Source organism: Tenacibaculum skagerrakense (assembly GCF_004345825.1).
GTDB classification, from domain to species: domain Bacteria; phylum Bacteroidota; class Bacteroidia; order Flavobacteriales; family Flavobacteriaceae; genus Polaribacter; species Polaribacter skagerrakensis.
The window spans coordinates 107387-124098 of the sequence record NZ_SLXM01000009.1 but is presented as its reverse complement, the minus strand read 5'-3'; the positions used below and the strand labels follow the sequence as shown (position 1 = coordinate 124098).

Annotated in this window: 13 protein-coding genes; 10 read left to right on the top strand and 3 right to left on the bottom strand. The window is 30.6% G+C overall.

The window, feature by feature from the left end; translation table 11 throughout:
- Window positions 1–48: 48 nt before the first annotated feature.
- The 6 genes from EV195_RS14210 (at window position 49) to thrC (ending at window position 10285) form a co-directional block, all read left to right on the top strand.
- Complete coding sequence (locus EV195_RS14210; RefSeq protein ID WP_132795631.1) at window positions 49–540, top strand: DUF6702 family protein; 492 nt, start codon at window positions 49–51, stop codon at window positions 538–540.
- Window positions 541–597: 57 nt separating this feature from the next.
- On the top strand, window positions 598–2733 hold the full coding sequence (locus EV195_RS14205) for a M1 family metallopeptidase (RefSeq protein WP_132795630.1): 2136 nt from the start codon (window positions 598–600) through the stop codon (window positions 2731–2733).
- A gap of 149 nt (window positions 2734–2882) precedes the next feature.
- On the top strand, window positions 2883–5123 hold the full coding sequence (locus EV195_RS14200; protein WP_132795629.1) for a M1 family metallopeptidase: 2241 nt from the start codon (window positions 2883–2885) through the stop codon (window positions 5121–5123).
- Between the two features lie 498 nt (window positions 5124–5621).
- A complete protein-coding gene (thrA, locus tag EV195_RS14195; RefSeq protein ID WP_132795628.1) occupies window positions 5622–8063 on the top strand; it encodes a bifunctional aspartate kinase/homoserine dehydrogenase I in 2442 nt (813 codons plus the stop codon).
- 6 nt (window positions 8064–8069) lie between these two features.
- A complete protein-coding gene (locus tag EV195_RS14190) occupies window positions 8070–8999 on the top strand; it encodes a homoserine kinase (protein WP_132795627.1) in 930 nt (309 codons plus the stop codon).
- A gap of 2 nt (window positions 9000–9001) precedes the next feature.
- Complete coding sequence (thrC, locus tag EV195_RS14185; RefSeq protein ID WP_132795626.1) at window positions 9002–10285, top strand: threonine synthase; 1284 nt, start codon at window positions 9002–9004, stop codon at window positions 10283–10285.
- A gap of 51 nt (window positions 10286–10336) precedes the next feature.
- On the opposite strand, the gene EV195_RS14180 is transcribed toward thrC, so the two are convergent.
- The gene (locus EV195_RS14180) at window positions 10337–10780 is read right to left on the bottom strand and encodes a hypothetical protein (RefSeq protein ID WP_132795625.1); all 444 of its coding nucleotides are present in this window, start codon (window positions 10778–10780) and stop codon (window positions 10337–10339) included.
- Window positions 10781–10887: 107 nt separating this feature from the next.
- Between EV195_RS14180 and EV195_RS14175 the strand changes: the two genes are divergently transcribed.
- From EV195_RS14175 to EV195_RS14165, 3 genes are read left to right on the top strand one after another with little or no spacing between them, the layout of a single operon-like run.
- The gene (locus EV195_RS14175; RefSeq protein WP_132795624.1) at window positions 10888–13191 is read left to right on the top strand and encodes a type IA DNA topoisomerase; all 2304 of its coding nucleotides are present in this window, start codon (window positions 10888–10890) and stop codon (window positions 13189–13191) included.
- Window positions 13192–14232 carry a glycosyltransferase family 4 protein gene (locus EV195_RS14170; protein WP_132795623.1) on the top strand — a complete coding sequence of 347 codons (1041 nt, stop codon included), beginning with the start codon at window positions 13192–13194 and terminating at the stop codon, window positions 14230–14232.
- A gap of 16 nt (window positions 14233–14248) precedes the next feature.
- A complete protein-coding gene (locus EV195_RS14165; RefSeq protein ID WP_132795622.1) occupies window positions 14249–14881 on the top strand; it encodes a sulfotransferase family protein in 633 nt (210 codons plus the stop codon).
- Here EV195_RS14165 and EV195_RS14160 read toward each other — a convergent pair.
- Window positions 14878–15549: a TrmH family RNA methyltransferase gene (locus EV195_RS14160; protein ID WP_132795621.1), complete on the bottom strand. Its 672-nt coding sequence runs from the start codon at window positions 15547–15549 to the stop codon at window positions 14878–14880. The genes EV195_RS14165 and EV195_RS14160 overlap by 4 nt on opposite strands.
- A gap of 34 nt (window positions 15550–15583) precedes the next feature.
- Here EV195_RS14160 and EV195_RS14155 point away from each other — a divergent pair, with 34 nt between their 5' ends.
- The gene (locus EV195_RS14155) at window positions 15584–16267 is read left to right on the top strand and encodes a Sir2 family NAD-dependent protein deacetylase (protein ID WP_132795620.1); all 684 of its coding nucleotides are present in this window, start codon (window positions 15584–15586) and stop codon (window positions 16265–16267) included.
- On the opposite strand, the gene EV195_RS14150 is transcribed toward EV195_RS14155, so the two are convergent.
- Window positions 16268–16648, bottom strand: a complete 381-nt coding sequence (locus EV195_RS14150; protein ID WP_132795619.1) for a hypothetical protein — start codon at window positions 16646–16648, stop codon at window positions 16268–16270.
- Between the last annotated feature and the right edge of the window lie 64 nt (window positions 16649–16712).

Genomic DNA, 16712 nt, shown 5'->3' with positions numbered 1-16712 from the left:
GCAGTAAAAATTCTGTATTTTGGCGCAGCTTTTGTTTCTTTACAATTCATGAAAAAAATATTAATTCTATTTATAGGGATTTCTTTTTTATCCTTTACAGATCATAAATACTACTTAGCATTAACGGAAATAGAACATAATACAAATAGTAATTCTATTCAGATGATTATGAATGTGTTTATGGACGATATTGAAGTAGCTATTAATAAAGAGCAAGTAACTGATTTACGTTTAACAACGAAAGATGAGCCTAAAAATGTAGATGAGTATTTTTTCAATTACTTAAAAGATAAATTCAAAGTTACAATTAACAACTCTAAAGCCAACTTTAAATTTATTGGTAAAGAATACCAAGATAATATCGTTTACTTCTACTTAGAAATTGAAAATGTTACCAAAGTAAACTCATTGGAAATTGAAAACAATGTTCTCATTGCTCATTTTCCTGATCAACAAAACTTGATTAAAGCTAAAATCAATAACACCAAGAAAAGCTTGTTCTTGACTAAAGAAAATAATAAAGGTTTGTTAAATTATTAACTAAATCGGTTTCTTTACGTTACTTTTATCTACTAAATCTTAAAATAACTACAAATAATGAAAAGAACTCTTCATTCATTTCTTTTGATTTGTTTTGTTTTTACTTTATCTGTAAATGGACAAAATCGTGAAAGAAAAACACAGAAAGGTCATACCAATGAAAATAAATTCAAACAACTTGAAGACCTTTTAGCTACACCCAATGATAAGCATACTGCCTCTGGTGCTCCAGGAGTAAATTATACTCAGCAGAAAGTAGACTATAAAATGGATATTGTCTTGGATGATGAGAAACAACGAATTACTGGTAGTGAAACCATTGTATATCATAATAACTCAGAAGATGAGCTACCTTATTTATGGGTACAATTAGATCAAAATATGCGTGCTGCAGATTCTAAAACTCCAGATATAGCTACATCTAAAGTTCCTGAAAAAATTAACAAACAACAATACAACCGCTTTTTTCCAGAACAACCTTTTGATGGTGGTTTTAAGATTATGAGCGTTACTAACACTGATGGTAAATTATCATACATCATTAATCAAACAATGATGCGAATCGATTTGCCTACTCCTATAGCATCTGGTGGTAAATTTTCATTCAACATCAAATGGTGGTATAATATCAATAACCATAGAACTCAAGGAGGAAGATCTGGTTTTGAACATTTTCCTGAAGACAACAACAATAATTATGTGATTGCTCAATTTTACCCAAGATTATGTGTGTACGATAATGTAGAAGGTTGGCAGAACGATCAGTTTTGGGGACGAAGTGAATTTGCTTTAGAATTTGGTGATTTTGATGTAAATATTACTACTCCAGATGATCATATTTTAGGCGCAACGGGTATTTTATTAAATGAAAGTGAAGTTTTAACCAGAGAACAGCGCGATCGTTTTGCAAAAGCGAAAACAACTTTTGACAAACCTGTATTAATTGTAACTCAAGAAGAAGCAACTAAAAAAGAGAAAACAAAATCTAAGAAAACAAAAACATGGAAGTTCTCTGCTAAAAATGTAAGAGATTATGCTTTTGCTACTTCAAGAAAGTTTATTTGGGACGCTATGGCTGTTGACATTAATGGTAAAACCGTAATGGCACACTCTTTATATTCTAAAGAAGCTAATCCTTTATATGGTGATCATTCTACTAGAGCTGTAGCTCAAACTTTAAAGACATATTCAAGATATACTTTTGATTATCCTTACCACAAAGCAATTTCTGTTGATGGACAAATGGGGATGGAATATCCTCAAATTTGTTTTAATCCAGGTAGACCAAATCCTGATGGAACCTATTCTGATAGAACAAAGTATCGAATGATTAAAGTAACTGTTCATGAAGTAGGACATAATTTCTTTCCTATGATTGTAAATTCAGATGAACGTAAATGGACTTGGATGGATGAAGGTTTAAATTCATTTGTTGAAATGATGGCAGAATTAGACTATGATCCTAATTTTCCAATAGTAAGAGGATTACCAAAAAATATTATCAAATACATGGATGGGGATCAATCTACCATTGCTCCTATTATGTCTAAAGGAGATAATGTGTATAGCTTTGGTAATAATGCTTATGGTAAACCAGCAACTGCATTGTATATTTTACGAAATACTGTAATGGGTCCTGAATTATTTGATTATGCATTCAAAACCTATTCAAAGCGTTGGAAATTTAAACATCCAACACCAGCTGATTTCTTTAGAACTATGGAAGATGCTTCAGCTATGGATTTAGATTGGTTTTGGAGAGGTTGGTTTTATACTACAGATGTAACTGACATTGGTATTAAAGGTGTTAAAAAATTCTACACAAAAGAAGATAATGAAGGAAATGTAGCTTTTGTAGAAGATACAACTAAAGGATTAGGTTTTGGTAAGGCTAAAAACCTTAATTCAAAGTATCATTATGAAATAACTTACAATAAACCAGGTGGTTTAGTAATGCCTATTATAGTTGAATTTACCTATAAAGATGGCACAAAAGAAAGAAAAAAATATCCTGCTCAAATTTGGAGACTGAATGATAATGAAATCACAAAAGTTTTCTCTTCAAATAAAGAAATTAAGGACATTCAAATTGATCCAGATTTAGAAACAGCTGATGTAGATACTACAAATAATAGCTGGCCTAAGAAGAAGGAAACAAAATTTGAAAAATTCAAGAATAAAATTAAAGGATAAGAATTAATTCTATTCAATTTAGAAGCGATGGTTACTTATAATCATCGCTTTTTTTATAAAGGTTTGTTAAAAATTTTAACATGTTCATATAATAATTAATTTTATTAGTACTTTTCAAAAATCATTTTTAAAACCAACTTTAATTTATAATGAAAAAGCTATTTTATGTATTCTTATCAGTTTTTTTAATCTCTGGTGCAACTTTTGCTCAAGAGACTGATGAAGAAAAAAAACCACAAAAAGGACATGTTGACGACAATAAATTCCGACAATTAAAAGATGTTTTAGCAACGCCAAACGATCAAAGAACTGCTTCGGGTGCTCCTGGACATCAATACACGCAACAAAAAGTAGATTATGTTATGAACTTACGTCTCGATGAAGCTAATAATAAGCTTTATGGAGATGAAACTATTACATATCATAATAACTCTAAAGATAATTTAGAATATTTATGGTTACAGTTAGACCAAAACATGCGTGCTCCTGACTCTCAAACTCCTTTAGCGCAATCAAAAGGAGCTTCTGGATGGCAAACTCCAGAACAATTTGTAGACGATAACATGGGAAAGAAAAAAGATTTTGGTTTTAAAATTGAAGCTGTTAAATATGAAGATGGTAGAGATTTATCGCATACAATTAATCGTACAATGATGCGTATTAATTTACCAAAACCTCTAGCACCTGGAAATACATTTGTATTTAAAATTAAATGGAACTATTTAATCAATAACTCGGTTACCGATGGAGGTCGTTCTGGATTCGAAGAATTCAAAGACGGAAATAAGGCCTATACTATTGCTCAGTTTTTCCCAAGGTTATGTGTTTACAATAATGTAGAAGGATGGCAAAATATGCAGTTCTGGGGACGTAGTGAGTTTGCCTTAGAGTTTGGTGACTATGATGTTAAAATTACTGTTCCTGCTGACCATATTTTAGATGCTACTGGAGAATTACAAAATGAAAAAGATGTACTCTCTAAAGAACAACGTAGCAGAATGGATCAAGCGAGAAAGTCTTATAAAGATCCTGTTTTTATCGTAACTCAAAAAGAAGCTGAAGAAAACGAGAAAGAAGGAACGACTAAAACTAAAACTTGGCATTTTAAAGCAAAGGATGTAAGAGATTATGCATTTGCTTCTTCAAGAAAATATATTTGGGATGCTATGGCTGTAAACATTAATGGAAAAACAGTGATGGCAGTTTCTTTATACCCAAAAGAAGGTAATCCTTTATGGGAAGAGCACTCAACTAGAGTTGTTGCAAATACTTTAGAAGAGTACTCTAAGTTAACTTTTGATTATCCGTATCCAAAAGCTATTTCTGTGCATGCAGATAGACAAGGAATGGAATATCCTATGATTTGTTTTAACTATGGTAGACCAGATCCTGATGGAACTTATTCTGAAAGAACTAAAAATGGGATGATTGGTGTAATTACTCACGAGGTTGGGCATAACTTCTTCCCTATGATTGTTAACTCTGATGAGCGTCAATGGACATGGATGGACGAAGGTTTAAATTCATTTGTTCAAATGTTAGCAGAATTAGATTACGATCCTAATTTCCCTATTAGATCTACTCCTAAAGGAATTGTTCGTTATATGAGTTTTGATCAAAGTAATTTATCTCCAATTATGTCTCAGGGAGATTATGTAAAAAACTTCGGTCCAAATGCTTATACAAAGCCAGCTGCTGGATTATACATGTTACGTAAAACTATTATGGGACCAGAGTTATTTGACTTTGCTTTTAGAACATATTCGCAACGTTGGATGTTTAAGCACCCTACTCCTGCTGATTTCTTTAGAACAATGGAAGATGCTTCTGGTATGGATTTAGATTGGTTTTGGAGAGGATGGTTCTACACTACTGATAACTGTGATATAGGGATTAAAGAAGTAAAACCTTTGTATATTACTGACAAGCAAAGTGATAGAGTTAAAGAATTAATTAAAACAAACCCAAGAGCTAAAACATACTTTGAATCTTTAGGTACTTTAATTTATTTAACAACAAACAAAGACGAAGCTAATGCTAAAGATGTAGAAGCATACATTAATAGTTTACCTGCTGACAAAAAAGCTAGCTTGGAAGAATTACCTAAGTACATATATCAGGTTGAATTTGAAAAGCCAGGTGGTTTAGTTATGCCAATTATTGTAGAATTAACATATGCGGATGGAACTAAAAAACGTGAGGTTTTCCCAGCACAAATTTGGAATAAAGATGACAACAAAGTATACAGAGTATTTTCTTCTAGTAAAGAAATTAAAAGTATAGTTGTTGACCCAGATTTAGAAACTGCAGATGTTGACACTTCAAACAATGCTTGGCCTAAGAAAACTGAAGATAAATTCAATAAGTTTAAAGAAAAGATGAAAAACTAAAATTTTTCATTATAAATATATGAAAGACGCGACCCAAAAGTCGCGTCTTTTTTATTGAATATTCCTGAATTAATGTATTGTATAAATCTATGTAAATAATAAAATTTACGACAACGATATTTTTATCAATCTAAAAAAATCCTTATTTATTTTATAATAATAATTAAATAGTTACCTGTTTTATATTACATAATTTAAAGTATACTTAAAAAAAGCATCTCCAAAATAGCACTGTAATTATTCGCTTTTCCATATTAATTTGTTTATTTAAAAATTAATAGTACTTTTAAACCGATGAAAGTAAGCAATCTACATACAACTAAAATCGACGTAACTTCTACGTCTATTTTTGCTTACACAACAATTTCTACAATTATTACAACCCTTTAGGGGGTTTTTATTTACATATAATTCTTCGGTATATTTTATTTTCTTTTTTGAAAAAGAGAATAAAATCAAACAAAATCAAATTATTTTTTCAATCATAATAAAAAGAAAATGAAAGTCCTAAAATTCGGAGGTTCATCAGTTAGAGATCATCAAAATATTAAAAAAGTAATAGCTATTATTACTCAAAAATCAAAAGAAGATAAATTAGCCGTAGTGGTTTCTGCTTTTGGTAAAACAACAGATAAACTACTTAAAAGTGCTGAATTAGCACAAGAGAAAAATGAAGCTTATTTATCTATCATTAACGAGGTAGAAAAGCATCATTTTGAAACTATAGAACAGTTGCCGTTACATAACTCATCAGAAGTTATAGAACAAGTAAACAAACAATTTAATCAACTAAAAACACTATACAAAGGGTGTTATTTATTAGAAGAATTAAGTCCAAAGGCAAAGGCTATTATCAGTAGCTTCGGAGAACGTATATCATCATACATCATTTCAGAAGCTGCAAAAACATCATTAAACGCAACTTTTAAAAATAGTCAAGATTTAATCATAACCGATGATAACTATTTAAAAGCTCAAGTAGATTTTGAAACTACTTATAGTAATTGTTCATCATTCTTTAGTGAGTGTAACTATCAAGTTGTTATTCTTCCCGGATTTATAGCTAAATGCTACAATGGACAAACTACTACTCTAGGTCGTGGCGGTTCTGATTATACAGCTTCAATATTTGCAGCAGCTATTCATGCCGAAGAACTTCAAATTTGGACAGATGTTAGTGGAATGTACACAGCTAATCCTACAATCGTAAAACAAGCAAAACCTATTCAACATATATCATATGAGGAAGCTATGGAAATGTCTCACTTTGGAGCTAAAGTTATATATCCTCCTACGATACAACCAGTAAGGGAAATGAAAATTCCTATACTTATAAAAAATACTTTTTATCCTGATCAAGAAGGAACACTTATTACTGTCGATTCAGATAAATCCTCTTCAGTGAAAGGAATTACTCATGTTGAAAATGTTTCTTTGATTACTGTAGAAGGAAGTGGAATGGTTGGCATGTCAGGTATTTCAAAACGATTATTCGCAGCACTATCTGATAATAATATCAATGTTATATTAATTACCCAAGCTTCATCAGAACATACTATATGTGTTGGTGTTTTAGAAGAAGATGCTCAGAAAGCAGTTAAATGTATTACACAAAAATTTCAGAATGAAATTGATCAGCATAAAATTGACCCAATTATTATAGAAAATGAATTGAGTATCATTGCCTTGGTTGGCGATAACATGAAAAACCATCAAGGATTAAGTGGTAAAATGTTTAGTGCTTTAGGGAAGAACAATGTAAATATTAGAGCTATTGCTCAAGGAGCCTCTGAAAAAAATATTTCAGCAGTAATAAAAAAACTAGATGCAAAAAAAGCGCTTAATACACTACATGAGCAATTTTTTGGAGATAATATAAAGCAACTTAATTTATTTGTTACCGGCGTTGGAAATGTTGGCAATCGATTTTTAGCACAATTGCAGCAACAAAAAGAATATTTGCTAACTAATTTAAAACTGAATATTCGTGTAATTGGACTTTCCAATTCTACTAAAATGTACTTTGACGAAAATGGTATTGACTTAACTAATTGGAAAGAATTATTATTAACTAAAGGAGAACCAACAAGTCTTAATCATTTTTTATATCGTTCTAAAGAATACAACATGCGAAACAGTGTTTTTGTAGATAATACAGCAAATGAGGAAGTTTCCAAAATGTACCAACATTATTTAGAAAATAATATCGCTGTAGTAACTTGTAATAAAATTGCCTGTGCTTCAGAATTGAACAACTACAAAACACTAAAAAAAGTTTCAAGTAAATACAACGCACCTTTCTTATTTGAAACTAACGTTGGTGCTGGTTTACCAATTATAGACACCCTAAAAAACTTAATTGCTTCTGGTGATAGAGTTCATAAAATTCAAGCTGTTTTATCTGGAAGTTTAAATTTTGTATTCAATAACTTTACTAATGCAGTAACTTTTCATGATATTGTAGCTCAAGCTCAAAAAGAGGGATATACTGAACCAGACCCAAAAATTGACCTAAGTGGTGTAGATGTGGCTAGAAAAATTCTAATTCTTGCTAGAGAAAGTGGTTTTGAATTAGAATTATCTGATATTGAAAACAACTCGTTTTTACCTAAAAATAGTTTAGACACTACAAATAATAAAGATTTTTATGAGAGTTTACTTCAGTTTGAATCACACTTTCAAGAAATTTACGCTAATGCAAACTCAGAAAATTGTAAACTAAAATACGTAGCTGAATTTGAAAACGGTAAAGCAAAAGTAGGACTGCAACACATTCCTAAAAATCATCCTTTTTATAATTTAGAAGGTAGTGATAATATTGTGCTGTTTTTTACAGATCGATACCCTATTCAACCTATACAAATTAAAGGGGCTGGTGCGGGTGCAGATGTTACTGCTTCAGGTATTTTTGCAGATGTAATTAGGGTTGGAAATAATTAAAATAAAATGAAACAAATAAAAATATTTTCACCTGCAACAGTTGCGAATGTTTCTTGTGGTTTTGATTGTTTAGGTTTTGCTGTTAACAATTTAGGTGACACTATGACTTTCACTAAAACTTCTAATAAAGGAGTTAAAATAACTGGAATTAAAGGAGCTAATTTACCATACGATTCAGAAAAAAATGTTGCCAGTGCTGTTACTTTATTAATGTTAGAAAAGCATCCGGTAGATTTTGGAATTGATATTTCTATAGAAAAAGGATACGCTCCTGGCAGTGGTTTAGGAAGTAGCGCTGCGAGTGCTGCCGGAGCAGCTTTTGCTATCAACGAACTTTTAAATCGACCTTTCACGCAATTAGAGCTTACTAAATTTGCTATGTATGGTGAAAAAATTGCCTGTGGTTCTGCAATTGCTGATAACGTAGCAGCTGCTATTTATGGAGGTTTTATTTTAGTACAACAATATGAACCTTTATCGATTGTAAAAATTCCAGTACCTAAAGAACTTATGCTTGTAGCAATTCATCCTCAGGTTAAAGTAAGAACTAAAGATGCTAGAGAAGTATTACCTGAAAAGGTTTTACTTACTGATGCTGTTACTCAATGGGCCAATGTTGGAGGTTTAATAAGTGGATTGTACTCTGAAAATTATGAAGTCATTGCAAATTCTTTAAAAGATATAATTGTTGAACCGGTAAGAAAACATTTAATTCCTCATTTTGATTTAGTAAAAGAAGTTGCTATCAATTCGGGAGCTTTGAGTGCAGGTATCTCAGGTTCTGGCCCCACTATTTTTGCCCTATGTAAAGGAGAAGAAATTGCAAAAAATGTATATGACGCAATCGAAAACTCATACAAAGATAAAGGCATAGATTTTACAATGGTCTATTCAAAAATTAATACAGAAGGAGTTAAAATTTTAGAACAAAACTAATCATGAACTATTTTAGTCTTAACAAAAAAACAGCACCAGTTTCTTTTAAAGAAGCTGTAATTAATGGATTAGCTCCTGATAGAGGTTTATATTTTCCGGAACGAATTTCTCCATTATCTAAGAACTTTATAGATAATCTAGATAGCTATTCAAATGAAGAGATTGCTTTTGAAGCTATTAAACAATTTGTTGGTAACGAAATTCCTGAAGGAATATTAAAACAAATTGTTTCTGAAACTATTTCATTTGACTTTCCGGTTGTAAAAGTGAAAGAAAATATTGGAAGCTTAGAATTATTCCATGGTCCTACCCTAGCTTTTAAAGATGTTGGTGCTCGTTTTATGGCCAGATGTTTGGGATATTTCAATCAGAATAACGAAAAAGAAGTAACGGTTTTAGTAGCTACTTCTGGTGACACAGGAGGTGCCGTTGCTAATGGTTTTTTAGGTGTAAAAGGTGTAGATGTTGTTATTCTGTATCCTAGAGGTAAAGTAAGTGATATTCAAGAAAAACAACTAACAACCTTAGGTCAAAATATTACAGCTTTAGAAGTCAATGGCGTATTTGATGATTGTCAGGATATGGTAAAAACTGCTTTCTTAGACAAGGAAATTTCAAGAACATTGACTTCAGCAAACTCTATCAATGTTGCCAGATGGTTACCGCAAATGTTTTATTATTTCTTTGCATATAAGCAATTGTATAAGCAACATCCAAATATTGTTTTTTCAGTACCTAGTGGAAATTTTGGTAATATTTGTGCCGGACTTATGGCTCAAAAGCTAGGTTTACCTATTCGACATTTTGTAGCTGCAACCAATGTAAATGATACAGTTCCTGAATTTATGAAAAACGGAGAATACAATCCTAAAGCATCGAAAGCTACTATATCAAATGCTATGGATGTAGGAAATCCGAGCAACTTTATTAGAATTCAAGAATTATTTGATAACAGTTTTGAGTTATTAAAATCTGGCTTATCTTCATTCTCTTTTACTGATGATTTGACAAGAAAAACAATAAAAAAGGTGTATGAAGAAACAAATTATATCACAGATCCTCATGGAGCTGTTGGGTATTTAGGTTTAGATAAAAGAGGTTTAAAAAGTGATGAATATGGTGTTTTTCTAGAAACCGCTCATCCTGTTAAGTTTTTAGATGTAGTTGAGCATACTCTTAACCTAAAATTAGAAATTCCTGACGATATTAAAGAACTTTTCAAAAAAACAAAAAAATCAATATTCATACATACATATGATGAGTTAAAAGCATTTTTAAATGCATAAAAAAAGTCCGAGAATTAATTATCTCGGACTTTTTATAATTTCAAAAACTTATTACTTTTTAAATAACGTAGTAATATCCTCAGCAGTTAATAATCTAGAAACTTTAACCGTTTCAGCTATCTCTGGATTATCACCACTTGTCATTTGTATTTGTAAGAAAGCTTCTCCGTCTTCTCTGGAATATTTTAACCAAACAATTTGTCCATTTGCTTTCATCTTCAACGGATCTCTTGGTACCGTTTGGAAACCTTGCATTAATCCGTTGTATAATTTATCTATATCATTATCAATATTCTTGAAACTAAAATTCACATATTCATGCCCAATAGCATTAATGTTTTTAAAATAGAAATTGTAATCATTTTCACCAACCTTCTCTAAGTAAACATAGCTTACCTTACCTACGATTTCACTCTGACTTGTTTCTATAAACTCAATTTGTGCATACACAGCACTAGAAACAACAAACAATAACAACAATAAAGCTTTTCTCATAATTTTTAATTTAGGGATTTATAATTTTATTAAATCTATCTTTAATAACGCCTAAAAATAGAATTATTATATCAATTTTACTATTTTTCGGCGATTAAAAATGTAAAATGAAAGTTTGTATAGCCGAAAAACCTAGTGTTGCCAGAGAAATTGCTAACATTTTGGGTGCCAATACGAAACATGATGGATATTTTGAAGGAAATGGATATGCTGTTACATATACCTTTGGTCATTTATGTACACTTTTAGAGCCTAAAGACTATAAACCTCACTGGAAAAGCTGGGATTTGAATAATTTACCGATGCTTCCTGATAAATTTGGAACAAAAGTCACCAAAGATTCAGGAATACAAAAGCAGTTTAAAATTGTAAAATCATTATTCGAAAAAGCTGATGTTGTTATAAACTGTGGGGATGCCGGACAAGAAGGAGAATTGATACAACGATGGGTAATAAACCAAGCTAACTACAAAGGTAAGGTACAACGTTTATGGATTTCTTCTCTTACCGAAGAAGCTATAAAAGACGGATTTGAAAATTTAAAGGATGAAGAAAGCTACAATAACTTGTACTATGCTGGCTATTCAAGAGCCATTGGAGATTGGTTATTAGGTTTAAACGCTACTCGATTATATACCGTAAAATTCGGTGGATATAAACAAGTACTTTCAATAGGTAGAGTTCAAACGCCAACATTGGCTATGCTTGTTAATAGACATCATGAAATTCAAAATTTTAAGCCTCAGCCTTATTGGGAACTACAAACAACATATAGAGATACTATTTTTAATTGTGAAGAAGGTCGATTCTTAAAAAAAGAAGAAGGACAAGCTTTTGCAGATAAGGTAAAAGAATCTGATTTTGAAATTGTTTCTGTTTCTAAAAAGAAAGGGAAAGATTATGCTCCAAAATTATTTGACTTAACTGGATTGCAAGTTTATTGTAACAATAAATTTGGTTTCTCTGCCGATGAAACTTTAAAAATTGTTCAAAAACTGTATGAAATGAAAGTTGTTACCTATCCGAGGGTAGATACCACTTTTTTACCTAATGATATATACCCAAAAGTAGCTGGTATATTGCAAAGACTAACGAATTATAGTGAAATAACCTCTCCTCTATTAGGGAAAAAAATCAGAAAATCTACTAGAGTTTTTAATGACAAAAAAGTAACCGATCACCACGCAATAATTCCCACAGGTATACAAACAAGTTTACAATACAATCAGCAGCAAGTATATGATATTATTGTTAGAAGATTTATAGCCGTTTTTTATCCTGATAGTGATATTTCAAATACTTCTGTTATTGGAAAAGCAGATGAAGTTTCGTTTAAAACAACTGGAAAAGAAATTTTAACTCAAGGATGGCGTGTTGTTTTTGAATATAATGAGGAACCAAAAAAAATAAATACCGAACAAAGTATTTTACCAAATTTTCAAGAAGGTGAAAAAGGACCACACGAACCAAGTTTTCTAGAAAAAGAAACTAAGCCTCCTAGAAATTTTACAGAAGCTAGTTTATTAAGAGCAATGGAAACTGCTGGTAAACAAGTAGATGATGATGAAATGCGTGAATTAATGAAGGAAAATGGTATTGGAAGACCATCTACAAGAGCTAGTATTATAGAAACCTTATTTAAAAGAAAATATATAGAACGTCAAAAAAAACTAGTTGTTCCCACACAAACTGGTATTGATTTGATTGAGCTAATAGACAATGAACTCTTAAAATCTGCCGAGCTAACTGGTTTGTGGGAAAAACGTTTAAAAGAAATTGAACGAGGAGAATACCATGCCAGTACATTTATCAAACAAATGAAAAAAATGGTAGACCAACTGGTTTATGAAGTTCGTTCTAGCACAAAATCTGCTCGTATTTCTGCAGAAAATACTATTGAAGAAAAGCCCAGTAAAAAAGAGAAAAAAAGCGCTAAAAAAACAGTAACTGGTAAAGATTGTCCAAAATGTAAGCAAGGTAATTTATTGAAAGGCTCATCTGCTTATGGTTGCTCAAATTATAACAATGGATGTAACTTTACACTTCCTTTTACGTTTTTAGAAAAGAAAATTTCTGAAAATCAACTTATTCGATTATTAGATAAAGGATCTACCACCAAATTAAAAGGTTGGAGTACTGAAAATGGTAAAGTTGAAGGACTTGTTCGCTTTGATGAGAATTATAATTTAAAACTTGAAACTAAAAAAGGAGCTAAATCAACTGAAGTACCAGAAGTAATTACTTGTCCAAAGTGTAATAAAGGAACCATTTTAAAAGGCAAATCAGCTTATGGATGTTCTGAATACTCCAATGGTTGTAATTATGTTGTTTCGTTTAGTACAATTAAAGAGTTAGCTAATGGAAAAAAGTTAACAAAAGAATTGGTTTATAAAATCTTGTTATCTCAATAAATGAGTAAAGAACAAATCATTATCGTTACACCATACAGAAATTCTTTTATCGATAATGATATAAATATTCTATCAGAAAACTTTACTGTCCTTTTAAATGATTATAACTGGAAACAAAAATATCTGTATCCAATATATATGATTCGGCAATTAATTTTTCTTTTAGTAAATATTAATAGAACTAAAAAGATTGTTATTCAGTTTGGGGGGTACTGGGCGGTTTTACCTGTTTTTTTAGGAAAAGTATTTAAAAAACCAACTGCTATTATATTACACGGAACCGATTGCGCCATCATCAATCATATTAACTATGGAAGTATGCGAAAAAAACTTGTAAAAAAGGTGTGCAGGTTCTCTTATAAACACGCTTCTCTTCTAATTCCAGTTAGTTCTTCATTAATATATTCAAAACATAAGTATACTGATTTTGAAAACATTCAAGGTATACAATACTTTTTCCCTGAAATACAAACTGCTACAAAGGTTATACATAATGGTTTAGATACAGAATTTTGGATTCCATTAAAAGAAACTCATAAAGAAGAAAACAGATTTCTTGCTGTTTTTTCTCAAAATCAATTTTACTTAAAAGGAGGCGATTTACTTATTAAAACAGCAAAAAAATTTCCTAATCTTTCTTTTTATATAGCTGGTTGTAAAGAATCTAGTGAAATCAGTTATCCTGAAAACGTTTATTTTTTAGGTAAACTATCAAAAGAAGATTTATTAATTGAATACAATAAAGCGCAGTATTACTTTCAACTATCTATTTTCGAAGGATTTGGTTTATCGCTGTGTGAAGCAATGCTGTGTAACTGTATTCCAATAGTTTCATCTGTTAATGCATTACCTTATATTGTAGATAATTCTGGATTTGTTTTAGAAAAAAAAGACCAATCTAGACTAGAAGAAATAATCTCAAAAGTAATCCAACTTTCTAATAAAAAAGAGTTGGGTATCTTAGCTAGAAAAAGAATTGTAGAAAATTTTAGCCTTGAGAAACGATCATCAGAATTAACAGAAGCCATCAATAACTTATAAAAGCATATTTATACATATGAATAATATTTCAAAATTATTATTAGTAGTAGGTTGTCAAAGAAGTGGAACTACTTTGTTAGCTTCTATGTTAGGAGGACATTCTGAGATAAATATGCTTATTGAATCTACTAACAAAGAAGTTTTTAAACTCGCTGGTAAAAAATACAGTGGAAATAAATTAATTTTATATCGTCAAATAAGAATTAATCAAAGAGCTTCAAAATTTGGGCATTTAATTAATCGTTTCGTTAATCTTGATTTTGGTATTACCTCCAAAAAAATACATCCTCATAAATTATATCCAACTTCTGACTTATCAATTCAGGATTACATTGACAAAAAAGCAAAAATAATCACCATAATTAGAGACGAATCTGAAGTTATCAATAGCATCACTTCAAGAACAAGTTTAAGTGAAAAACAAGCTAAATACGAATACAAAAAATCACTTGAAATTGTTAATCTGTTAAAAAGTGATATAACCACTTTACACATTTCTTTTTCTGATTTAATTCACAATACTAAAGAAACACTAATTTCGATATGCAATTATTTAGAATTAGAATTTGAAGAGCGAATGTTAAAAGGTGTTGAATATAATTTTATATACCCAAATAAAAATATTCTTAAAGAAAAATCAACCAATTAGCTATTTTGATTGTAGAAGAAGTTTTTATGTTTATCTAGGTTTTTAATAGATTTTTCTATCCAAGTTGCGTAGATTTCCTTCTTTTCTTCGTTTGTTAATTGCCAATTTACTTCCGATTTTCGTAACCTTGTTGTAACGTCTTGTAAAATAATTGCAGCCGCAACAGAAATATTCAGACTTTCAGTAAAACCAACCATAGGAATTTTTAAATAACCATCTGCATTTTCCATCATAAAATCAGAAACACCTTCTCTTTCAACACCAAAAACAAAAGCAGATTTTTTAGTGATATCAAAATCCGACAAGTAACATGAATCATTATGTGGAGTTGTAGCAATTACTTGATAACCTTTTTCCTTTAGCGTATTGAAGCAATCTTGAGTGTTATTCTTTTGAGATTTAAAACGATGAAAGTTTAACCATTTTTGACTTCCTTTGGCGATTTTTCTTGAAACTTTATTCACGTAACTATTTTCAACAGTATATACATCTTGGATTCCAAAAATATCACAACTTCTAACAACTGCACTAGCGTTATGAGGTTGAAAAACATTTTCTAAAACAACACTAAAATGCCTTGTTCTATTAGAAAGTACCTCTTCAAAAGTTTGCTTTCTATTTTCTGTAACGTACCCTTCTAAATACGCTAATAACTTTTCATCTATCATACAACAAACTTATAAAAATTATTATTTTAGACTAATGAAAAAAATAGTTGTGTTAACAGGTGCTGGTATGAGCGCCGAAAGCGGAATAAATACTTTTAGAGATGCCAATGGATTGTGGGAAGGTCATGATATTATGAAAGTTGCATCTCCTCAAGGATTTGCAAACAATCCATCGCTTGTTTTAAATTTTTATAACAAACGCCGTAGTCAGTTGTTTGAGGTTACTCCAAATAAAGCACATCATAACTTAAAAAAATTAGAGGAGAAATATAGTGTTCATATCGTGACTCAAAATGTAGATGATTTACATGAGCGTGCGAAAAGCACAAATATTCTTCATTTACATGGAGAACTTTTAAAAGCTAGAAGTTCTGCTACCAATGATTATGTTTGTAGATGGGAAAAAGATATAAAACTTGGCGATTTAGCGAAGGATGGCTCTCAATTAAGACCTCATATTGTATGGTTCGGCGAGGATGTTCCTATGTTAGAAAAAGCTATTGATATTACTGAACAAGCAGATATTTTAGTGATAATTGGAACTTCAATGCAGGTATATCCTGCGGCTAGCTTAATTAATTTTACAAAACAAGAAACTCCTATTTACTTTATAGATCCAAAACCTTATGTAAACAAAAACGCCTTTAACAATTTAACAATTATTAAAGACGTTGCTACCTCGGGGACAGATATTTTATTAAATATGCTTATGTATTAACTACTTAATATAAGTAATCATTACATTATCATCTGCTGAACCCTTAACATCTTCTACAACTTCGACAATAAGTTTGTCGTTTGTAATTTCGATAATTCTATGGAAAATAGTCTCAGAACCTGAAATTTTAATCATTTTCTTTAGCTTGTCGTAATTCCATGAAAAAGTTTCTAGTTCTCCAAAATGAGATTCTTCGACTTTTCCGTCTTTAGTAAATAACAACCATTCATCTTGTTTGTTAGATGCCATTTCTGGTTGTTCACCTTTTTCTTGAATTGATTCAATAAACCACTTCCCGGATGTCAAAATAACTTCTACATCTTGAGCTTTTACAGTAAAAGACACTAGACCTAAAAATAATGTGAATACTATTTTTTTCATTATATACAGATTGTGTTTCTATTCAAAAATAAGCAAAAGTTAGACCAAAAATAAATTTGTTGAT